This is a genomic window from Mucilaginibacter sp. Mucisp86 (assembly GCF_047324315.1).
Classification (GTDB): domain Bacteria; phylum Bacteroidota; class Bacteroidia; order Sphingobacteriales; family Sphingobacteriaceae; genus Mucilaginibacter.
The window spans coordinates 3,816,511-3,838,087 of record NZ_CP168503.1 but is presented as its reverse complement, the minus strand read 5'-3'; the positions used below and the strand labels follow the sequence as shown (position 1 = coordinate 3,838,087).

Annotated in this window: 20 protein-coding genes; 16 read left to right on the top strand and 4 right to left on the bottom strand. The window is 42.3% G+C overall.

The genetic code is table 11. The features are described from left to right. Positions 1 to 870 (bottom strand): DMT family transporter, encoded by an 870-nt coding sequence (locus ACEN9X_RS16250; RefSeq protein ID WP_413666132.1) that lies wholly within the window; start codon positions 868 to 870, stop codon positions 1 to 3. 111 nt (positions 871 to 981) lie between these two features. On the opposite strand from ACEN9X_RS16250, the gene ACEN9X_RS16245 reads away from it, so the two are divergent. From ACEN9X_RS16245 to ACEN9X_RS16170, 16 genes are all read left to right on the top strand, one after another. Next, positions 982 to 1,473, top strand: a complete 492-nt coding sequence (locus tag ACEN9X_RS16245; protein ID WP_413666131.1) for a hypothetical protein — start codon at positions 982 to 984, stop codon at positions 1,471 to 1,473. 58 nt (positions 1,474 to 1,531) lie between these two features. Next, a complete protein-coding gene (locus ACEN9X_RS16240) occupies positions 1,532 to 1,744 on the top strand; it encodes a hypothetical protein (protein WP_413666130.1) in 213 nt (70 codons plus the stop codon). Between the two features lie 208 nt (positions 1,745 to 1,952). Beyond that, complete coding sequence (gene asnS, locus ACEN9X_RS16235) at positions 1,953 to 3,389, top strand: asparagine--tRNA ligase (protein ID WP_413666129.1); 1,437 nt, start codon at positions 1,953 to 1,955, stop codon at positions 3,387 to 3,389. Between the two features lie 101 nt (positions 3,390 to 3,490). Then, complete coding sequence (locus ACEN9X_RS16230) at positions 3,491 to 3,967, top strand: SRPBCC family protein (protein WP_413666128.1); 477 nt, start codon at positions 3,491 to 3,493, stop codon at positions 3,965 to 3,967. 85 nt (positions 3,968 to 4,052) lie between these two features. Next, positions 4,053 to 4,595, top strand: a complete 543-nt coding sequence (locus ACEN9X_RS16225) for an RBBP9/YdeN family alpha/beta hydrolase (protein WP_413666127.1) — start codon at positions 4,053 to 4,055, stop codon at positions 4,593 to 4,595. Between the two features lie 278 nt (positions 4,596 to 4,873). Next, positions 4,874 to 5,239 (top strand): methionine-R-sulfoxide reductase, encoded by a 366-nt coding sequence (locus ACEN9X_RS16220; protein WP_413666126.1) that lies wholly within the window; start codon positions 4,874 to 4,876, stop codon positions 5,237 to 5,239. A gap of 566 nt (positions 5,240 to 5,805) precedes the next feature. Continuing rightward, positions 5,806 to 6,780, top strand: coding sequence for a ribonucleoside-diphosphate reductase small subunit (locus ACEN9X_RS16215; RefSeq protein WP_413666125.1), 975 nt, complete (start codon positions 5,806 to 5,808; stop codon positions 6,778 to 6,780). Positions 6,781 to 6,919: 139 nt separating this feature from the next. Beyond that, on the top strand, positions 6,920 to 9,292 hold the full coding sequence (locus ACEN9X_RS16210; protein ID WP_413666124.1) for a ribonucleoside-diphosphate reductase subunit alpha: 2,373 nt from the start codon (positions 6,920 to 6,922) through the stop codon (positions 9,290 to 9,292). A 212-nt stretch (positions 9,293 to 9,504) separates the two neighbouring features. Further along, a complete protein-coding gene (locus tag ACEN9X_RS16205; protein WP_413666123.1) occupies positions 9,505 to 9,711 on the top strand; it encodes a cysteine-rich CWC family protein in 207 nt (68 codons plus the stop codon). A gap of 276 nt (positions 9,712 to 9,987) precedes the next feature. Continuing rightward, positions 9,988 to 10,170 carry a hypothetical protein gene (locus tag ACEN9X_RS16200; protein WP_090530234.1) on the top strand — a complete coding sequence of 61 codons (183 nt, stop codon included), beginning with the start codon at positions 9,988 to 9,990 and terminating at the stop codon, positions 10,168 to 10,170. Positions 10,171 to 10,420: 250 nt separating this feature from the next. Next, positions 10,421 to 11,113, top strand: a complete 693-nt coding sequence (locus ACEN9X_RS16195) for a hypothetical protein (protein ID WP_413666122.1) — start codon at positions 10,421 to 10,423, stop codon at positions 11,111 to 11,113. 490 nt (positions 11,114 to 11,603) lie between these two features. After that, the gene (gene rpsL / locus ACEN9X_RS16190) at positions 11,604 to 12,017 is read left to right on the top strand and encodes a 30S ribosomal protein S12 (RefSeq protein WP_073405808.1); all 414 of its coding nucleotides are present in this window, start codon (positions 11,604 to 11,606) and stop codon (positions 12,015 to 12,017) included. Between the two features lie 19 nt (positions 12,018 to 12,036). Then, positions 12,037 to 12,504: a 30S ribosomal protein S7 gene (gene rpsG / locus ACEN9X_RS16185; protein WP_022830654.1), complete on the top strand. Its 468-nt coding sequence runs from the start codon at positions 12,037 to 12,039 to the stop codon at positions 12,502 to 12,504. A 190-nt stretch (positions 12,505 to 12,694) separates the two neighbouring features. After that, a complete protein-coding gene (gene fusA, locus ACEN9X_RS16180; RefSeq protein WP_090530243.1) occupies positions 12,695 to 14,806 on the top strand; it encodes an elongation factor G in 2,112 nt (703 codons plus the stop codon). 147 nt (positions 14,807 to 14,953) lie between these two features. Further along, positions 14,954 to 15,259 carry a 30S ribosomal protein S10 gene (rpsJ, locus tag ACEN9X_RS16175; RefSeq protein ID WP_022830652.1) on the top strand — a complete coding sequence of 102 codons (306 nt, stop codon included), beginning with the start codon at positions 14,954 to 14,956 and terminating at the stop codon, positions 15,257 to 15,259. Positions 15,260 to 15,856: 597 nt separating this feature from the next. Further along, entirely contained in the window at positions 15,857 to 16,936 is a 1,080-nt protein-coding gene (locus ACEN9X_RS16170) for an Ldh family oxidoreductase (protein WP_413666121.1), read from the top strand. 219 nt (positions 16,937 to 17,155) lie between these two features. Here the strand turns inward: ACEN9X_RS16170 and lepB (ACEN9X_RS16165) are convergent, their stop codons facing one another. The 3 genes from lepB (ACEN9X_RS16165) to lepB (ACEN9X_RS16155) form a co-directional block, all read right to left on the bottom strand. Then, positions 17,156 to 18,634, bottom strand: a complete 1,479-nt coding sequence (lepB, locus tag ACEN9X_RS16165) for a signal peptidase I (RefSeq protein WP_413666120.1) — start codon at positions 18,632 to 18,634, stop codon at positions 17,156 to 17,158. A 22-nt stretch (positions 18,635 to 18,656) separates the two neighbouring features. Continuing rightward, entirely contained in the window at positions 18,657 to 19,796 is a 1,140-nt protein-coding gene (gene lepB, locus ACEN9X_RS16160; RefSeq protein ID WP_413666119.1) for a signal peptidase I, read from the bottom strand. 340 nt (positions 19,797 to 20,136) lie between these two features. Then, the gene (gene lepB, locus ACEN9X_RS16155; RefSeq protein ID WP_413666118.1) at positions 20,137 to 21,558 is read right to left on the bottom strand and encodes a signal peptidase I; all 1,422 of its coding nucleotides are present in this window, start codon (positions 21,556 to 21,558) and stop codon (positions 20,137 to 20,139) included. Positions 21,559 to 21,577 lie beyond the last annotated feature (19 nt).

Below are 21,577 nucleotides of genomic sequence, written 5' to 3'. Positions count from 1 at the left end.
TTAAGATACATTTTTATTTGCCTGATTACGTGGCTTTAAAAATGTTACGGCTATCCCGCTCAAAACAATGACGCTGCCAACAATCTCATTAAAACCTAAACGCTCGTGAAGTAAAAAAGCAGCAAGCAATCCGGCAAAAACCGTTTGGCTCAATAAAGCGATAGATACTTTGGTTGATTCAAGGTAGCGTAACGAGTAATTGATGGTGAGCCAGCCTGCCAACTGACAAATTAATCCCATACCTATAAAGCAAAGCCATACTTTTAATGACAGATGGACAATATCATTATGCATATATCCATTGATCATTAATAAAAAAATACTGGCGCTAAGCATGCTGTAAAACATGAAACTAAACACATCAATACCTGCCATAATATTTTTGGTGATCATGATGTAGGTGGCATAAAAAAAGCTGGCTAATACGGCCAATAATATGCCGGCATTAAGCTCCATGTGTAATATATGTTCATAACCTACTAATATCACCATCCCGGTGATAGCTATGAGCGTACCTATCCAGAATAACAGTCCCGAGCGCTTTCTTAAAAACAGGAAGCTCATCAGGCCCACCCAAACCGGCGCGAGGTTGGCTATGAGTGTTGAAACGGTAGCGCTGATCTTTAACAGCGAAATATTCCACACGGCAATATCAAGCGCAAATACCATTCCCGCAGCTATCGAGATAAGCAGTTGCTTTCTGTTTACCTTAAGTTTCTTTTTAATGATACAAAAAGGTGCCAGGCAAACCCACGCTATAAATACCCTGTAAAATGCCGAACCAATTGGTGATACCCCGGCAAGCTTTACAAATATCGGCGAAAAGGAGATACATAAAATGCCAATAACAAGGCTCAATCTGGGGTTCATGGGCAAAAAATTAAATGAGCGGCAAACTTACTGAAAGCCTGTATAATATGCCTTACTTTTAAATACCTTTATATTACCTGTACAATTAGTTAACCTCTCATCACCAAATCAATGAAATACCCCCGGTTTATGTTAACTATAGCCGTGACGCTGCTTTTTTCGGCTTGCAAAAAGAAGGATTGCTGCAATTTTCCGGTTGCTCCTGATTTTATACTTGCGCAAAAAAACAATGCCAAATGGGAGGCTGATCCTTCAGGTTCAAATATCCTGGGCGATACTATTACGATATCAGGAAAAACCAATACCGGGACTGAAGAAGAACAAATGAGTTTCAAAATCGTATTTGACGGGGTTGGGTATTATACCCTCAAAGCAAACGAAAAATTTTACCGGGTTACAAAAAACGGAGCCTTATTGGTGGAATATAAGCCCGACCCAACTCACCTTAGTTCGGTAACTATAATTTCGTATAATCAGACCGATAAGATATTACAGGGGCTTTTCGAACTCAGGTTTCTGAAAGTGAACGATAACCCTCCGGGGAGTTACCCGGATAAGGTTTTTTTTAGCGAAGGCAAGTTTAAAGCAACACTCAAGTATTAACTTACGTATTAGTGTAACTTAACGAATTTATTATTCGTATTAGTTGTAAATTTGTTTTATGAAAAAAGCTCTATTACTAACCGCCTCAGTATCACTCCTGTTACTTGCTGGTTGCCAAAAAAATGGCGTAGCTCCAAAGCAAGACAGCGTTAGTACTAAAAAAAGCATCCTTAATCAGTCGTTGAATAAAACCAAAGACACGATTATGGTTGGCGGTCAGGCGGCACCAAGCTTAAACCGTCGTGACACCATTATGGTATCAGGCAAGTAAGCGCAAAAAAAAAGGCCGGGAATGCCATATGTTCCCGGCTATGTTTTGGATCATAGATTTCATTTTCCCACTATACCCCTCTCTCCGATATTTCCTTTCTATAATAACCGGCTAATGTTTTTTAGCTGATGTTTCAAAGTGTGCTTTGATAATTAATTGTATTTTTGCGACTCTAAAAATTATACAGTTTTATACAGAATTACAATTTATGAGTCAGCGAACTAAGATCAAAGCATTGCTGCAAAGCCAGCAAACCGAAATTGATGTAACCGTTAAAGGATGGGTGCGTGCATTCCGTTCAAATCGTTTTATTGCTTTGAATGATGGCTCAACTAATAATAATATCCAGATTGTTGTCGATTTTGAAAATACCGATCCGGCTTTGCTTAAACGCATCACCGTTGGTGCAGCATTAAGCGTTGAAGGTAAGCTCATCGCATCTTTAGGTAAAGGCCAAACTGTTGAGGTTGTAGCTACTGAAATTGAGATTTTAGGCGATAGTGATCCTGAAAAATATCCTATCCAGCCTAAAAAACATAGCCTTGAGTTTTTGAGGGAGAACGCTCACCTGCGTTTCCGCACCAGCACTTTCGGCGCTATTTTCAGGGTACGCAACAGCCTGGCATTTGCTGTACACCAGTTTTTCCAGGAGAGAGGCTTTGTTTACCTGCATACACCTGTAATTACCGCTTCGGATGCGGAGGGCGCGGGCGAAACATTCCACGTTACCAACTTCGATTTGGATAACATCCCGAAAACTGAAACCGGCGAGATCGATTTCAAGCAGGATTTTTTTGGCCGTGCTACCAACTTAACCGTATCCGGTCAACTGGAAGGCGAACTTGGTGCTATGGCCCTGAGCGATATTTATACCTTCGGCCCAACTTTCCGTGCAGAAAACTCAAACACTACCCGCCACCTGGCCGAGTTTTGGATGATTGAGCCCGAAGTAGCTTTTAACGATCTGGTTGACAACATGGACCTTGCCGAAGACATGTTGAAATACGTGATCAAATACGCCCTTGATAAAAATGCCGATGATATTGAGTTTTTAACCCAGCGCTTAACCGAAGAAGAAAAAACCAAACCGCAAAACGAGCGCTCAGAAATGACGCTGCTCGAAAAATTGCAGTTTTGCTTAAATAACGATTTTGAGCGTCTCACTTATACCGAAGCTATCGACATCCTGAAAGAATCGACCCCGAACAAAAAGAAAAAATTTGTTTATCCTGTTGAAGGCTGGGGTACCGATCTGCAGAGCGAGCACGAACGTTACCTGGTTGAAAAACATTTCAAAAAGCCGGTGATCCTGACCGATTACCCGAAGGAAATTAAAGCATTTTACATGCGCCAGAACGACGACGGTAAAACTGTACGCGCTATGGATATCCTGTTTCCGGGTATCGGCGAAATTGTTGGCGGATCTCAGCGCGAGGAACGTTTAGACAAGCTTGAACAACGCATGAATGAAATGGGCATTCCTACCGAAGAGCTTTGGTGGTACCTGGATACCCGCCGTTTTGGCTCTTGTCCGCATGCCGGCTTTGGTTTAGGGTTTGAGCGTTTAGTACTGTTTGTTACCGGCATGGGCAACATCCGCGATGTGATCCCTTTCCCAAGGTTTCCTAAGAATGCGGAATTTTAACCGTTGATCGTTTTTTGATTTTTATGATTACGCTGATTATTTGCAAAGCGTAACCTTATATTTAGGCTGTTGTTATGCAACAGCCTATTTTTTTATATCACATGCCATCACAAATCCTGCTTGCCACCCATATTAATGCCCCTGTTGAAAAAGTTTTTGATATTGCCCGTAATATTGATGTGCATGTAGAATCAACCAAACATACCGGCGAGCAGGCTATTGCCGGGCGGACAAGCGGCCTGATAGAACTCGGCGAAACCGTTACATGGCGGGCCAAACATTTCGGCGTGTGGCAAAACCTTACCTCAAAGATCACCGAAATGGAATACCCTAATTACTTTACGGATGTCCAGGTTGAAGGTGCTTTTAAAAACTTTACCCACGAGCACTATTTTTATCCCATCCTTAATCAAACTATGATGCGTGATATTTTCACTTTCGAATCGCCCGGAGGGATATTTGGAGAAGCTGCGAACTTCCTGTTTTTATCTAATTATATGACGAGGTTGTTATTAAAGCGGAATGCGGTGATTAAGCAAATCGCTGAAGCCCCCCAGCCCCCTAAAGGGGGAGTTTAACTGCCTTAGCCTACTGCGGGCAACTATTTAAAAATCCATATATTGAGCATTCAATTATTAGGATATTTAACATCTTACTGAAACTATGACTTTCAACGCTGATATTCTTATACATCCCGGCCTGGGCAATTCAGGCCCGCAGCATTGGCAAAGCATCTGGGAAAAGCAGTTCAACTTTACCCGTGTTGAACAACAGGATTGGGAAACTCCTGTTTGCAGCGATTGGGTAAAAACTCTAAATGAATATGTAAACAGGCATGATCCGGCAAATGTGATATTAGTTGGCCATAGCCTTGCCTGCGCCGCCATAGCCCGATGGGCCGGGCAATATAACATTAACATAAAAGGAGCATTACTGGTTGCGCCGAGCGATACCGAAGCGGATAGCTATCCAACCGGCACAAGTGGTTTTACGCCGATGCCTTTAGGCAAACTACCATTCAAATCAATAACTGTGATTAGTAATAATGATTTCTACGTAAGCCCGGAACGGGCCCGGTTATTTGCAAACAATTGGGGAAGTGAGATAGTGAATATAGGTGACGCAGGCCATATCAATGTATCAGCAGGTTATGGCGAATGGAATGAAGGCCTTGAGCTGTTGAAAAAGCTGGACGCAGGATACTAAGCGCACCGCCGCGGGTTTTCAGCCAGCGGTTAAGCATAGCTTCGGTTTTCAGCTGACATAATATAGATTAAAAACCCGCGGTTATCTGTTTTTTGCAATTTGCACATCTGAAATCTGCACATCAACACATTTGCCGCTCCCCCGTCAAACCAGTGTAAACATCAACCGGTAAAACATTATATCGACCCGATTTGTCGTATCTTTATATAGATCGAAAAGCCGAATAAAATCTTAATCGGTGAAATCATCAAAAATCTGTGTAATCCCAACAAAAAAATATGGAATACAATCAATTAACGCCCGAAGAAGAAAGGGTAATATTATACAAAGGTACCGAACGACCATTTACCGGCTCGTTACTAAACAACAAGGCACACGGCCTGTACGTTTGCAAACGCTGCGATGCACCATTGTACCGTTCGGAAGATAAATTTGAATCATTTTGCGGCTGGCCAAGTTTCGACGATGAGATCCCCGGAGCGGTTCGTCGCGAAGTGGATGCCGATGGCCGCAGGGTAGAGATCTTATGTGCTAATTGCGGTGCCCACCTGGGCCACGTGTTTGAAGGCGAGTATATGACACCCAAAAATACCCGTCATTGTGTCAATTCGGTATCAATGAAATTTGTTCCGGTAGAGGACTAAAAATAATTCGTAAAACTTTGAGGAATACGCCCATAAGTTGATGACTTATGGGCGTATTTGTTTTCCACATTTTCGTCGCCGGGAAAATTTATCCGCTCATTTAGATATTCATATCGGCCCAAAGTAAAAGCCTTACATTATTGGCAATAATTGTCGGCAAAGCGTCAAGTAATTTACAATGTTAAATTATTGTAATCCGCAAGTTTTGAAGCTATTAATTTTCACCCCGCCGTTTAATACGTTGTTTTCAAGTTCATTAATTTTTGATGTTGATAACTCCGGCTTATTCAAGTGTTGATAACTCGGGGGTTTGTGAAAAACTATCATTCACAACTACACAATTCAAACATTAACTTTGCTCAACAAGGTAATAAAAAGGCATTCGGCCGACAGCCCGACGCACTCGTCAACCCCTGATTAAATCACTGGCTGTCAGAAAGTTAAACAATACAGTTGCTAAGGATCGATCCGAAGGCATCAAAATTCAAGGCTTTATTGAAAGGTAAGGCCCGCTTTCGTGTCTGAATACCTGAATGAAGAAAGAAATTAAAAAAAAGTAGGCACCAATGAGTTTGGAAAACGAATTATTACTACGGGAAAACAAGGACCGGTTTGTTATCCTTCCCATCAAGTATCCCGCAATTTGGGAAATGTACAAAAAGGCGGAGGCCAGCTTCTGGACAGCCGAAGAGATCGACCTGTCGGACGATATCAAACATTGGGAAAGTCTTAATTCGGGCGAGAAACATTTCATCTCGCATGTACTTGCTTTTTTTGCCGCAAGCGATGGTATCGTGAACGAGAACCTGGCGGTAAATTTCATGAGCGAAGTACAGTTGCCCGAAGCACGGTGCTTTTACGGTTTCCAGATCATGATGGAAAACATCCATTCTGAAACCTATGCCCTGCTGATAGACACCTATGTAAAAGATCCGGCCGAGAAAGATCGTCTTTTCCACGCTATTGAAACTGTACCGTGTGTTGGCAAAAAAGCCGAGTGGGCGTTGAAATGGATCAACAATGGCAACTTTGCCGAGCGTTTAGTAGCGTTTGCAGCTGTTGAAGGTATCTTCTTTTCTGGCAGCTTTTGCTCTATATTCTGGCTTAAAAAACGTGGCCTGATGCCGGGCTTAACTTTCAGCAATGAGCTGATTTCACGTGATGAAGGCTCACATTGCGAATTTGCCTGCTTATTGTATGGTATGCTCGAAAACAAACTGCCACAGGAACAGGTTACTAAAATTATTACCGACGCTGTTGAAATTGAAAAAGAATTTATCACCGATGCACTGCCTGTTAACCTGATAGGCATGAACGCCAAACTGATGAGCCAGTACATTGAGTTTGTGGCCGACAGATGGTTGAGCGAATTGGGCTATGATAAATATTATAATGCCACTAATCCGTTCGATTTCATGGAAATGATTTCATTGCAGGGCAAAACCAACTTTTTTGAAAAACGCGTAGGCGATTACCAAAAAAGTGGTGTACTAAACGCATCGGCCGAAAGCAAGAGCTTTTCGCTTGATGATGATTTTTAATTGAAGAGGTTAGAGATTGGTGATTAGATGGTTTCAGGCTAATCCCAAAATCAGGAAAATCAAGGTTCAGAAAATAATCAAATCACAATAATATTAACTAAAAAAGCTTCGCTTTTAACGGGGCAAAAGGAGGGGGAAAATGTTCGTAATAAAAAGAGACGGCAGAAGAGAGTCCGTAAAATTTGACAAGATCACCGCACGTATCGAAAAACTGTGCTACGGGTTTCAGTTAGTTGACCCTATTGATGTGGCTAAAAAGGTAATTGAAGGTTTGTTTGACGGCGTTACCACCTCCGAGCTGGATAACCTGGCTGCCGAAACCGCCGCTTCATTAACCACCAAGCACCCTGATTATGCTTTGCTGGCTTCGCGTATAGCGGTATCCAACCTACACAAAAACACCATCAAATCGTTTTCTGAAACCATGCGCCTCCTGCATGAATATGTTGATAAGAAAACCGGTAAAGACGCATCCCTTATTGCCGATGATGTTTATGAGGTGATTAAAGAAAATGCCGAACTGCTTGACAGCACCATCATTTATGACCGCGATTTTGGTTTTGATTACTTTGGTTTCAAAACCCTTGAAAAATCATACCTGTTAAAAATCGATGGCAAAATTGCCGAGCGCCCTCAGCACCTGTTCATGCGTGTATCGGTTGGTATCCACAAACACGATATTGAAAGCGCCATTAAAACATACCATTTAATGAGCGAGCGTTGGTTTACACATGCTACACCAACCCTGTTCAATGCAGGTACACCAAAACCACAAATGTCGTCATGCTTCCTGTTAACCATGAAAGATGACAGCATCGAAGGCATTTATGATACTTTGAAACAAACCGCCAAAATTTCGCAAAGCGCGGGTGGTATCGGTTTAAGCATCCACAACGTAAGGGCTACAGGTTCATACATCAGCGGTACTAATGGTACCAGCAACGGCATCATCCCAATGCTGCGTGTATTTAATGATACTGCACGTTATGTAGATCAGGGCGGTGGTAAACGTAAAGGCGCTTTCGCTGTTTACTTAGAGCCATGGCATGCTGATATTTTTGAATTCCTTGACCTGCGTAAAAACCATGGTAAAGAAGAAATGCGTGCCCGCGACTTGTTCTACGCCCTTTGGGTATCTGACCTGTTTATGCAACGCGTTGAAGCCAATGAAGATTGGAGCTTATTTTGCCCGCACGAAGCACCAGGCTTAGCCGATTGCTGGGGTAAAGAGTTTGAAGAGCTTTACGTTAAATACGAAAAAGAAGGCCGTCAGCGCCGTACTGTAAAAGCACAGGAACTTTGGTTTGCTGTACTTGACGCGCAGGTTGAAACCGGTACACCATACTTATTATATAAAGATGCTGCCAACGGTAAATCAAACCAGCAAAACTTAGGTACCATTAAAAGCTCAAACCTTTGCACCGAAATCATCGAGTATACCGATGCAAACGAAGTAGCTGTTTGTAACCTTGCTTCATTAGCATTGCCACGTTACATTAACAACGGTACTTTTGACCATGAAAAACTTTACGAAGTAACTTACCAGGCTACCGTGAACCTTAACAGGATCATTGACGGTAACTACTACCCGGTTAAAGAAGCTGAGTACTCAAACCTACGTCACCGTCCTATTGGTTTAGGTGTACAAGGTTTGGCTGATACTTTCATCCAGCTGCGTATGCCGTTTGAAAGCGATGAAGCTAAAAAGCTAAACATCGAGATCTTCGAAACCATCTACTTTGCAGCTATGACAGCTTCAAAAGATATGGCTATAAAAGATGGCGCTTACGAAACTTTCAAAGGTTCACCACTGTCACAAGGTAAATTCCAGTTCGATCTATGGGGTGTAAAACCAGAAAGCGGCAGATGGGATTGGGAAAACCTGCGTTTAGATGTAATGAACCATGGCGTACGTAACTCATTATTGGTTGCACCAATGCCAACTGCTTCAACATCACAAATTTTGGGCAACAATGAATGTTTTGAGCCATACACTTCAAACATTTACACCCGTCGTGTATTAAGCGGTGAGTTCATTGTAGTAAATAAATACCTGCTACGCGATTTGGTTAACCTTGGCTTGTGGAGCACCAGCATGAAAGATAAGATCATCAGCGCAAACGGTTCAATCCAGGAAATCCCCGAGATTCCGGCTGATATCAAAGCATTGTACAAAACTGTTTGGGAGATCAAGATGCGCAGCATCATTGATATGGCTGCCGACAGGGGCGCGTACATTTGCCAGTCGCAATCATTGAACCTGTTCATCAACTCGCCAAACGCTTCAAAACTTACTTCAATGCATTTCTATGCATGGAAAAAAGGCTTGAAAACAGGTATGTACTACCTGCGTACACAAGCGGCATCGCAAGCGGTTAAATTTACTGTTGAGAACCAGGGCGGCAAAAACATGGATCCGGTTATCCCTGCCGTTGTTGACGCCGTTGCCGACGAAATTCCTGCAGGCCCAACCTGCTCAATGGAAGAAGGCTGCGTGACTTGCTCAGCTTAAGTTTTTTTGTAGTCGGAAAGTCCGTAAGTCGGATAAGTCCGAAAGACAAAGAACAATAGATTTAAAGTCCATAAGTTTTAGCTTATGGACTTTTTTGTTTTAGTGGGATTGAGCTGACATAGAACTTGTGTTTATTCGATACCTTTGACTCAAGACTTCCGCACCACTTCTTTCGGACTTGCGGACTTCCCGACTTTCGGACTTAAAAACAAATGCACAAACACGAAATTATCCGTTGCGAACGTTGCGAAACACCTTTTGAATGTAAAGCCAATTCATTCACCAAGTGCCAGTGCAGTACCGTGCAGCTTACTATTAATGAGGTACAATATGTAAGCGAACTGTATGACGGGTGTTTGTGTGCTAATTGTTTGTTGATCATTCAGCAGGAGTACAGGGAGAATATGGGGGTGGTTTGATTCGAAATGTGGCCACGCTATTTTTTTAAGATAAACGACTACTTATTACATCCCTTCATTGCGAGGTACGAAGCAATCCCCTACTTTACAGGGCGGATTTGCATAGCCTCTCTACTTCTTGGGGATTGCTTCGTACCTCGCAATGACGCTTGATTATGAACAAGCTACCAAAGCTATTCTTTTTCAAATTAATCTCCCCCGATTAATCCTTTTCCATTTCCATTAGTCATATATATGTACATCTTCAATAAAGATGATGATTAAAGATTTTATACCATGAAAAGGAAATTTGTTGCTTTGGCACTTTTAATATCAGCAGTAGTATCTGTAACCTCAGGTTGTGTAGTACGTGAAGATTATGGTCACCACCATAGATACCGTAACGGTTATAATAATGGTTATAACAATGGCTACCATGACGGTGACGACCATGGCCATTATCACGACCGCGGTTATTAAGATTGTTAGTTTAAGTTTTCCATAAGTAGTTTAGTGAGTGATGAAAGAGAGTGCCGGTTTTTACCGGTGCTCTTTTATATGTGCAGACTATAATAAACGCCGAATTTTATTGCGTATTTAATTGCTATTTGTCAAAAAATCAAAATTAAAAATCCATAAAATAAATTACAACAAAATTTAATTCTGTAAAATTTGATTTTTAAAAATATTTTTTTCTAAATTTGGTCCATACATTACAAACCTATCAAAAATGAACTGCATTAAATCTACCATGAGCTACGTATGCAGGCTTGCATTTATAGCTGCATTAACTTTATCACTTATAGTAAGCGCTGTTACAACCATAGCCAAAACTCCCAAACATCATATAACTATTATCACAGATACCCAGCTCAAAGCATTTGAAGGCATTTACCAATTAAAGGAAAACGAGTTCAGGGTTTATAAATTAGTGGCAGATGGCGATAAATTGGTTGCTCAACAACTTGGAGGAGATCAAAAATTAATTTTAACCCGCAAATCGGATCTTAAATTTGAACTTATGGATGACGATGGAGATGAAAAAATCCCTGTTGTTTTTTCAAAGAATGAAGCGGGAGAGATCAGCCAAATTTCTTTGGGTGGCCGGCAAACCTTTATTAAAATAAAAAGCTATACTCCTCCAAAAGAGGTACAGCTGAAGCCCGACCAAATAAAAGTTTTAGCAGGCAAATACCAGTCGGATGAGCGGGCTGATCTTTTTATCACAATCACTGCAATACCCAATGGTTTAACGCTTAAACAATCATGGGATGGCAAGGAGATCAATTTTAAGCCCCTATCAGATGTGCTGTTTTTAAACCAAGCGTTTGGCTTTCCTTTAAAATTCACTAAAGATGCGAGCGGCAACACCGTCAAAGTATTGGCTTTTAACCGCGATACCTGGAATAAGGTAAAAGAATAAACTCCCTGATTAAATCATTATATAAAATATTATGGGCCGGCCCGCTGTCACCTAAACCTGGTTACATCGGTAACCGGCCCTTTTTTATTATACCTGTAGGCATAATATTAATTGAAACGAATTTCGCAATAGGGATGGAAGTGGATACCGGCCAATGAGCGTAAGGCATGCAGGCGTATGAACGTAAAGCCCGGGCCGAAGGTATTGCCCGGTTTAGTAATTGGAGATTGGAGGTTAGTTTGCTTTTGTCTGAACTCGAATTAAATGAATTGTTAGAATTTATTGAATTTGTTTTTCCTTCTGCTAATTCTTTAATTCCAGAAATTCGAGTTCAGACAATTTACCACCCGAAAACAAAATTTTAATCCTCACACCCTCAACTTCTTCCCCTTAAAAAAACTTTCACACAACTACTTGAAAATCAAAAATAATGTTCGTACTTTTGCAGTCCCGAAATGCGGGATAAAATAATTAGACAAAAAAGCAAGAAATGCCTACTATTCAGCAATTAGTTAGAAAAGGTAGAGTAGCTCTGGTTGACAAGAGTAAGTCACCAGCGTTGGACAGCTGTCCACAGCGAAGAGGCGTATGCACACGTGTGTATACCACTACCCCTAAAAAACCAAACTCAGCAATGCGTAAAGTTGCCCGTGTGCGCTTAACCAACGGTAAAGAAGTAAACGCTTACATCCCAGGTGAAGGTCACAACTTACAGGAGCACTCTATCGTTTTGATCCGCGGTGGTCGTGTTAAAGACTTACCAGGTGTACGTTACCACATCATACGTGGTGCACTGGATACATCAGGTGTAGCTGGCCGTAACCAACGACGTTCAAAATATGGTACCAAACGTCCTAAACCAGGTCAGGTAGCAGCAGCGCCAACAAAAGGTAAAAAGAAATAATTAAGGAGGATAGAAAGCAATGAGAAAGTCAAAACCAAAAAAGAGAATTATCCTTCCTGATCCAAAGTTCAATGATACTTTGGTAACAAGGTTTGTAAACAACATGATGTATGATGGTAAAAAATCAACCGCATACTCTATTTTTTACAACGCTGTTGAAATTGTTGAGAAAAAAACAAGCGAAAACGGCTTAGAAACCTGGAAAAAAGCTTTAAACAATGTAATGCCTGCTGTTGAAGTAAAAAGCCGCCGTGTAGGTGGTGCTAACTTCCAGGTACCTACAGAGGTTCGTCCGGAGCGTAAAATAGCTTTAGGTATGAAATGGTTAATCAGCTATGCACGTCGTCGTGGTGAAAAAACCATGATGGAGAAATTAGCCGGCGAGATCATATCAGCAGCTAAAGGCGAAGGTGCCGCTGTTAAGAAGAAAGAAGATACGCACAAAATGGCTGAGGCTAACAAAGCGTTCTCTCACTTTAGATTCTAATTAGTGAATGACTGAATTAGTGAATTATTGATTTGGTAACATTTTACTAATCAATAATTCATTATTTCGGCAATTCATCCCATAAAAAACAAATAAAAGGATTGAATTAACAATTGAAGATACAATAGGACTTGATCCGCACGTTTTTATTCAATCACTAATTCACTAATTCAAAAACTCAATAATTGACATGTCAAGAGATCTAAAATATACAAGAAACATTGGTATTGCCGCTCACATTGATGCTGGTAAAACTACCACTACCGAGCGTATCCTTTACTATGCTGGTGTAAGCCACAAAATTGGTGAGGTACACGAAGGTGCCGCTACTATGGACTGGATGGCCCAGGAGCAGGAGCGTGGTATCACCATCACTTCGGCTGCAACAACCGTAAACTGGAAATACCGTAACCACAACTATCACATGAACATCATTGATACCCCGGGTCACGTGGACTTTACCGTAGAGGTAAACCGTTCATTACGTGTACTTGATGGTTTGGTGTTCTTATTCAGCGCGGTTGACGGTGTTGAGCCTCAGTCAGAAACCAACTGGCGTTTGGCTAACAACTACAACGTACCGCGTATTGGTTTCGTTAACAAAATGGACCGCTCTGGCGCCGATTTCTTAAACGTGGTAAAACAGGTTAAAGAAATGTTGGGCAGCGTTGCTATCCCATTACAGTTACCTATCGGTGCTGAAGACCAGTTTAAAGGTGTGGTTGATTTGATCAACTTCCGTGGTATTGTTTGGAATGAGCACGATAAAGGTATGACCTTTACCGAAGTGCCTATCCCTGCCGATATGCTTGACGAAGCTACTGAGTGGAGAGAGAAATTATTGGAAGCAGTTGCTGAGTTTGATGACTCTTTAATGGAGAAATTCTTTGAAGATCCTACAACCATCACTGAGCGCGAAGTATTAGACGCTTTACGTCAGGCTACTTTGGCCGGTAAAATCGTTCCGATGACTTGCGGTTCATCTTTCAAAAACAAAGGTGTACAAACCATGCTTGACTATGTGATGGAGTTAATGCCTTCACCTCTTGATTCAAAAGGTGTTGTTGGTACTAACCCTGACACCGGTGCCGAAATTTTGGTTAAACCAGATGTAAAAGAACCATTTGCAGCATTAGCATTTAAAATTGCTACCGACCCGTTTGTGGGCCGTTTATGCTTCATCCGTGTTTACTCTGGTAACCTTGATGCTGGTTCATACGTGTACAACATGCGTTCAGAAAGCAAAGAGCGTATCAGCCGTATCTTCCAGATGCATGCTAACAAGCAAAACCCTATCCCTAACGTAGGTGCAGGTGATATTGCTGCGGTAGTAGGCTTTAAAGATATCAAAACAGGTGATACCCTTTGCGACGAGAAACATCAGTTGGTTCTTGAGTCGATGGTATTCCCTGAGCCGGTTATCGGTTTGGCAATTGAGCCTAAAACTCAGGCCGACGTTGATAAATTAGGTATTGCTTTAGGTAAACTAGCCGAAGAGGATCCAACTTTCCGCGTACAAACAGATCAAGATACTGGTCAAACAGTTATCTCTGGTATGGGTGAGTTACACCTGGATATTTTGATGGACCGTTTAAAACGCGAGTTTAAAGTGGAAGTTAACCAGGGTGCTCCTCAGGTAGCTTACAAAGAGGCTATCACCGGTACTATTCAACACCGTGAAACTTACAAGAAACAAACTGGTGGTCGTGGTAAATTCGCCGACATCCAGGTTGTTATCTCTCCAGCCGACGACAACAAAGAAGGCTTGCAGTTTGTTAACGAAATTGTTGGTGGTTCTATCCCACGTGAGTTTATCCCATCTGTTGAGAAAGGTTTCAAAGCCGCTATGGACAATGGTGTACTTGCAGGTTACCCGCTTACAAGCTTAAAAGTTCGTTTGATTGATGGTTCATTCCACGCAGTCGATTCGGACGCGTTATCATTCGAGATCGCTGCACGTTCTGCTTACCGCGAAGCATTGCCAAAATGTAAACCGGTATTGCTTGAGCCAATCATGAAAATCGAGATCTTAACCCCTGAAGAAAACATGGGTGATGTTATCGGTGACATGAACCGTCGTCGTGGCCAGCTGCAAGGTATGGACACCCGTAACGGCTCACAGGTAATCAAAGCTATGGTACCACTTTCTGAAATGTTTGGTTACGTAACTCAATTACGTACTATCACTTCAGGCCGTGCAACTTCAACTATGGAGTTTGACCACTACGCTGATGCACCTCGTAACGTACAGGACGAAGTTGTTGCCAAATCAAAAGGCCGCAAACAAGTTGCTATCGACTAAATTTAATTTGAAGATTGGGTGATTTGATAATTTGAAGATGCTTTTTAATTTTCAAATCTTCAAATCACCAAATTTTCAAATACAGTAAATAAACAATCAACTATCCCTAATAAATAGCTCTTAGGGTAGTTAAAATTCAAATTAACAATGAGCCAAAGAATCAGGATCAAATTGAAATCTTACGATTACAATCTGGTAGACAAATCTGCCGAGAAAATCGTAAAAACAGTAAAGCCAACAGGCGCTGTAGTTAGCGGACCACTTCCGTTACCAACCGAAAAGAAAATCTTCACCGTATTACGTTCACCACACGTAAACAAAAAAGCACGTGAGCAATTCCAACTTTGCTCATACAAGCGCTTATTAGACATTTACAGCTCTAACTCAAAAACTGTAGATGCCCTGATGAAGCTTGAATTGCCAAGCGGTGTTGAGGTTGAGATCAAAGTTTGATAGACGACCGGCCCACTGAAAGGTGTGGGATCAAAAAATAAAAAGACCATTTGCGTAAGCGGATGGTCTTTTTTTTATGGGGATATTTATTGGATTAGCTGTAAGGAAATGAAGCAATCCTCACCCACCCGTCATTGCGAGGCACGAAGCAATCCCTAACTTTACTGAGCAACCATGCAAATCATCCCTGTATAGTTCGCGATTGCTTCGTACCTGGCAATGACGTATATTTTAATAATTATTTAAACACACTGCTATTGGCGTTGCCTGCGGCCCGGGCTGTACGCTCATACGCCTGCAGGCATTACGCACGGGCAGGTATCCGCTCCCATCCCTAACGCAGAATTTGCCTGAACCGTGATTTATGGGATTAATCGGATTATAGGATTTTGCCTGCCTGCTTTGGTCTGAACTCGAATTTGGGAGAATTAAGGAATGAGCAGAATGCTCACCAAATTCGATAAATTCTTATAATTCCTTAAAATTCGAGTTCAGACAAAAAAATCCTTCCATCCCAAAAATCCCCCCAAATCCAGGTTCAGACAAAAATCAACGAAATCAGCGTAATCAAAAAAATCAACGGTTATCTTTGCCCCTATGCTGATATCACCATCTACCCTACGCACCTTCACAGAAGATATATTTAAAGCAATAGGCTGCAGTCATGAACATGCTGTTTTAGCTGCTGATGTGCTGCTCAAGTCCGATCTGCGGGGCATCGATTCTCATGGCGTGGCCCGCCTGAGCGGCTATGTACGCCTCTGGGAAAAGAAACGCATTAACCCAACACCCAATATCCGGATAGTTCATGAAACGCCTACAACGGCTACAATAGATGGAGATGCAGGGCTTGGCTTGGTGGTTGCCCCTTTTGCAATGGAGGTAGCCCTTAAAAAAGCTGAATTATACGGCTCGGGCTGGGTGTCAGTACGCAATTCCAATCATTTTGGTATTGCAGGCTATCATGCATTAATGGCTGTAGAGAAAGATATGATAGGCTTTGCCATGACCAATGCCAGTCCGCTGGTTGCCCCTACTTTTTCAAGTGAGCGACTTTTGGGTACCAATCCCATGTGCTATGCCTTTCCGGCAGGTAAATATCCGCCGGTCATAGTTGATATGGCTACTTCGGCTGCTGCCAATGGTAAACTTGAAATAGCCCAGCGTTTGGGCAAGCAAGTTCCCGAAGGCTGGATTCAGGACAAAGAGGGCAATTACACTACCGATCCGCATGCCTTAAAAACAGGAGGCTCCCTCCTGCCCCTCGGCAGCGATCGTGATCATGGCAGCCACAAAGGTTTTGGCTTGAGCGCTACCGTTGATATATTATCAGCAGTACTATCCGGCGCAAACTACGGCCCCTGGGTGCCGCCGTTCGTTGCTTTTCTTGACCCGCCGAATGCCCCGGTTGGCGCAGGTATAGGCCACTTTTTAGGCGCCATGCGTGTTGATGGTTTCCGGCCGGTTGATGAGTTCAAAAATCATTTAGATAACTGGATAGAGCGGTTTAAATCATCAACTACGGTTGATCCGGAGCAAAAGGTCATCATCCCCGGCGAACCTGAAATGGAAGCCGAAGCGGACAGGATTGCCAATGGAATCCCATTAGTTGATGCTGTTGTGGAGGATTTGAATAAACTTGCGGAAAGGTTCGGAATTAGCCCCCTAACCCCCTAAAGGGGGAACAACAGTTCTAAATCAACAACTACCCACTACCGCAGGTTTAGCGCAGCGTAACCTGTGGGATTACGATGTAAGCTTCCAGCTTACATAAAATTCAGTTGAAAGCTGAAACCATAATAAAGCCCGCGGCAGCGTATACAATAAAGCACAAGGCCTGTTTTGCTCTGCAAAACAGGCCTTGTCTATTGTTCCCCCTTTAGGGGGTTAGGGGGCCTAATGGATCAGGTTAAACAACCTGCTCCAACGAATCTTATGAATGAATGAAGCGTTATCATCAACGCTCATCCAAATGAATAGCGCCTTACCTACTATGTGATCTTCAGGAACAAAGCCCCAAAAACGTGAATCTTCCGAATTATGACGGTTATCGCCCATCATAAAATAATAGTTCATTTTAAAAGTATAGCTATCGGCTTTCTGTCCGTTGATTAGGATGTCCTTACCGCTTACTTCTACTTTATTACCTTCATATACAGCGATAGCGCGGCCATAGATCGGGAAGGTTAAACTATCCAGCTTTACTGTCCAGCCTTTTTTAGGTACAATGATAGGCCCAAAGTTGTCAACGTTCCATTTATAATCAGGAATGTTTGCCCCTATTTTGTAATTGGAGAAAATGGCAGGATAAACCGGGTTCATAGGATCAGAAGCACCCCTGGGTGTTAATCTCGGTGTAACCGATTTGATGTTTGAATATCCCCTCAGTGCTTTTGCCGACTCCTCGGTAGTATTGGTAACAAATTCGGTGTTATTTATCGATGAGATATCAGACAAATGCAAATCCGTTGCTATCTGCGGGTTCAGCTCATTTCCGTCTGTTTTAACATCATAAGTGATCTCCCCTTTTGGCGGCGTAATAGCCGCTTTGTTGTTTATAAATACCTGTGCGTTAACGACGCTCAAAGTGTCACCAGGAGTGCCCTGGCAGCGTTTAATATAGTTTTCGCGTTTATCAACAGGCCTGAAATATGGCGAATCGGCATCCATAGGATAGTTAAAAACTACCACATCGCCTTTTTTCACATCGCTTAAACCTGGCAAACGATAATATGGCAACTCAAGGCCATCCCAATATGCCTTGGTATTAATTAGCGGCATGGTATGATGTGCAAAAGGAAATGCAACGGGCGTCATGGGTAAACGTGCCCCGTAATTCACTTTACTTACAAACAGGTAATCACCAATAAGCAACGAGCTTTCCATCGATGCACTTGGAATTACATACGCCTCAATAAACAGCGTACGGATCAGCGTGGCGGCTATCACTGCAAAAATGATAGCATCGGCCCATTCACGTGCCTGGGTTTTCTTTAAGGCGATCTTGTATTTAGCCCTGAACTCAGGACTGGCCGATTGGCCTAAATATTTGGTATCCTTATCAAAACCCCATTTTGGCAGGTAGATAAATTGCAGTGCAACACCTGCACAATGTTCGGCAAACGTAAACTTGCCGTAAGATTTAATAAAATCAATTGTTATACCCAAGGCAACAAGAAAGCCCAACCCCGGTATAAGTAACAATACAAACCACCAGCCAGGCCTTCCGCTTAATTTGATCATTATATAAAAATTGTAGAGCGGAATTATAGCTTCCCAACCCGGTCTGCCGGCCTTTTCAAATAACTTCCATAAGCCTACGTAAGGCAATATGATTAAAATAATAAATGCAATTACAAATCCTACAACGTTCACTTCAGTGTTTTTATATTTTCAATTAATGTATGCCCCTGAATAGCCTGTTCCACCTTATTTTATCAAAGAAAGTGGCTGTACTATCAATACTCATCCAGGTAAATAACGCCTTGCCTACTACGTGATCTTCCGGAACAAAACCCCAAAAGCGCGAATCTTCCGAGTTATGGCGGTTATCACCCATCATAAAATAGTAGTTGAGCTTAAAGGTATAAGTATCGGCTTTTTTTCCGTTAATCATGATATCCTTACCTACAACATTTACTTTATTATTTTCATAAATCTCAATGGCGCGGCCATAAACCGGGAAAGTAAGGCTATCCAATTTAACAGTCCAGCCTTTTTTAGGGATAATGATAGGGCCGTAGTTGTCAACGTTCCATTTAAAATCGGGGAAGTTAGGCGTGATCTTATAGCGCGGATACTTGGCAGGGTAAACCGGGTTCAGCGGATCGCTGGTACCTCTGAGTGTAACCGCGGGCACTACCGATTTTACGTTTGAATAGGTTTTCAAAGTAGCGGCCGATTCCTTTGCCATCATCATTTCATAACGATTGCCGGTGTTCCCCCTAATCTCTATCTTAAGTTCGTTTAAAATGGCGGGGTTAAATTCCTGCCCGTTAGTTTCAACAAAATAACCCTCCTTGCCTCTTTCGGGATTTGGCGCAGCCTTACCGTTAATGTACACCTGCGCATTAACAACGCTCAATGTATCGCCCGGCGTGCCCTGGCAACGTTTGATAATGTTTTCGCGTTTATCAACCGGCCTGAAATAAGGTGAATCGGCCTCGATTGGTGCATTAAAAACCACGATATCCTGTTTCTTTATATCACTTAATCCCGGCAGGCGGTAATAAGGCAATTTTATTCCACCCCAGTAAGCTTGAGTTCCCCAAGGCGTAGTATGGTGCATAAAAGGAAATGAAACAGGCGTTATTGGCATCCTTGCTCCATAATTCACTTTACTTACAAACAGGTAATCACCAATTAAAAGCGAGTTTTCCATCGAACCGCTGGGAATAACATAGGCTTCGATAAACAGCGTACGGATAAGGGTAGCGGCTATTACTGCAAATATGATAGCATCGCCCCATTCACGAAGCGCACTTTTTTTCTTCTTTACTTTAGTTGAATCTTTCTTTTTCCAGAATTTCCAGTTCATGTTCTTGATGTGCAAATTATTTTAAATGTGCAGATTTCAGATGTGCAAATGTGCAGATTTTTTAATGTTTATATTTTATATATAAGATATATGTTACACGTTATATGTTACGCTCCCCAATAATAATTAAAAGATGCCAATCAAACCATTCATTCGCACCCATTCCTAATCATTTGCACATCTGAAATCCCCAAATCTTCCCCCATCTGCACATCTGAAATCTGCACATCCGCACATCCTTCCTCAATCATTTGCACATCTGAAATCTGCACATCCGCACATCCTTCCTCATCTGCACATCTGAAATCTGCACATCCGCACATCTTCCCTCATCCGCACATTAATTGATCCGCCTAAACACCTTATCCCATCTTATCTTACACCATGACGGCGCGTTGGCATCCCAGCTCATCCATACAAACACCGCCTTGCCAACAATGTGATCTTCGGGAACAAAACCCCAAAAACGCGAATCTTCGGAGTTGTGCCTATTATCGCCCATCATCCAATAGTAATCCATTTTAAAGGTATAACTATCGGCCTTAGTACCGTTAATCAATATCTCATTGCCTTTAATCTGCACCTTGTTATTTTCATACACCTCAATAGCACGCTGATAAAAAGGCATGGTCAAGCTATCCAGCGTCACTGTCCAGCCTTTTCTCGGTATAATGATTGGCCCCAGGTTATCTTCGTTCCATCTAAAGTGCGGATCGTGCGGAAAAACTTCCGGATCATACACGCCCCTTAATTTAATATCGGGTTTCACTGCTCTAACAAAAGGATAGGCTTTCAGCTTTTCGGCCGATTGCACCGTCATATTCGCTGTAAAATCAACCCTTGTAAACTGCTGGAGATCTTCCATATGCAGGTTATAGCGCGTACCGGGGTCAATTCCTTTTACCGAACCGTCTGTACGTATGCGATACTCCATTTCTCCACTTCGCGGAATTGGCATCGGCTGGTTATTTACATACACCTGGCCATACTCAAGTTTAATGGTATCGCCGGGGCTGCCCTGACAACGTTTTATATAATTTTCCTGCTTATCAACCGGTCGATAAAACGGCGAATCGGCATCCATAGGATAATTAAACACCACGGCATCACCTTTTTTAACTTGGCTAAAACCGGGTAAGCGGTAATATGGCAGCTTTATCCCATCCCAATAGGCTTTAGTACCCGTAAGCGGCAGAGTATGATGTGCAAACGGAAATGCTATCGGGGTCATAGGCAGGCGGGCACCGTAATTGATCTTGCTTACAAATAAAAAGTCGCCAACCATTAGCGAGCTTTCCATAGATGATGAAGGGATAGTGAAAGCCTCCAGGAAAAGCCCGCGGATAACGGTTGCCGCTATTACAGCGAAAAGAATGGCTTCTGTCCATTCCCTTACAGGCGATTTATCAAAGTCCCGGTATTTCTCTCTGAAATCATCACTTGCCGATGGTCCAACATAGCGGGTACTTTTATCAAACCCCCATTTGGGGATAAATATAAAAGGCAGCAGTACAGACATGGTAATTTGCCCTATACCTACTTTCCCGAACGACTTAATAAAATCAATGAGGATACCGATGCTTATAATGAAATTTATGCCTGGTATTAAAAGCAGCAAAAGCAACCAGAGCGGCCGCTGGCTCAACTTGAGCATAATATAAAGGTGATACACCGGAATGAGCGCTTCCCAACCCGGGCGACCGGCCTTTTCAAAAAGTTTCCAGTATCCGGCCAGTATTAAAACCAATAGCGGGCTTATCATGATATAAAACCCAATATAG

Coding starts and splice junctions, on each gene's coding strand:
- rpsJ (WP_022830652.1), top strand. CDS start 14,954: ATGAGCCAAAGAATCAGGATCAAATTGAAATCTTACGATTACAATCTG.
- ACEN9X_RS16225 (WP_413666127.1), top strand. CDS start 4,053: ATGACTTTCAACGCTGATATTCTTATACATCCCGGCCTGGGCAATTCA.
- fusA (WP_090530243.1), top strand. CDS start 12,695: ATGTCAAGAGATCTAAAATATACAAGAAACATTGGTATTGCCGCTCAC.
- ACEN9X_RS16220 (WP_413666126.1), top strand. CDS start 4,874: ATGGAATACAATCAATTAACGCCCGAAGAAGAAAGGGTAATATTATAC.
- ACEN9X_RS16240 (WP_413666130.1), top strand. CDS start 1,532: ATGAAAAAAGCTCTATTACTAACCGCCTCAGTATCACTCCTGTTACTT.
- lepB (WP_413666119.1), bottom strand. CDS start 19,796: ATGAACTGGAAATTCTGGAAAAAGAAAGATTCAACTAAAGTAAAGAAG.
- rpsG (WP_022830654.1), top strand. CDS start 12,037: ATGAGAAAGTCAAAACCAAAAAAGAGAATTATCCTTCCTGATCCAAAG.
- ACEN9X_RS16210 (WP_413666124.1), top strand. CDS start 6,920: ATGTTCGTAATAAAAAGAGACGGCAGAAGAGAGTCCGTAAAATTTGAC.
- lepB (WP_413666118.1), bottom strand. CDS start 21,558: ATGATAAGCCCGCTATTGGTTTTAATACTGGCCGGATACTGGAAACTT.
- ACEN9X_RS16170 (WP_413666121.1), top strand. CDS start 15,857: ATGCTGATATCACCATCTACCCTACGCACCTTCACAGAAGATATATTT.
- ACEN9X_RS16215 (WP_413666125.1), top strand. CDS start 5,806: ATGAGTTTGGAAAACGAATTATTACTACGGGAAAACAAGGACCGGTTT.
- ACEN9X_RS16250 (WP_413666132.1), bottom strand. CDS start 870: ATGAACCCCAGATTGAGCCTTGTTATTGGCATTTTATGTATCTCCTTT.
- ACEN9X_RS16195 (WP_413666122.1), top strand. CDS start 10,421: ATGAACTGCATTAAATCTACCATGAGCTACGTATGCAGGCTTGCATTT.
- ACEN9X_RS16205 (WP_413666123.1), top strand. CDS start 9,505: ATGCACAAACACGAAATTATCCGTTGCGAACGTTGCGAAACACCTTTT.
- ACEN9X_RS16200 (WP_090530234.1), top strand. CDS start 9,988: ATGAAAAGGAAATTTGTTGCTTTGGCACTTTTAATATCAGCAGTAGTA.
- rpsL (WP_073405808.1), top strand. CDS start 11,604: ATGCCTACTATTCAGCAATTAGTTAGAAAAGGTAGAGTAGCTCTGGTT.
- ACEN9X_RS16245 (WP_413666131.1), top strand. CDS start 982: ATGAAATACCCCCGGTTTATGTTAACTATAGCCGTGACGCTGCTTTTT.
- asnS (WP_413666129.1), top strand. CDS start 1,953: ATGAGTCAGCGAACTAAGATCAAAGCATTGCTGCAAAGCCAGCAAACC.
- ACEN9X_RS16230 (WP_413666128.1), top strand. CDS start 3,491: ATGCCATCACAAATCCTGCTTGCCACCCATATTAATGCCCCTGTTGAA.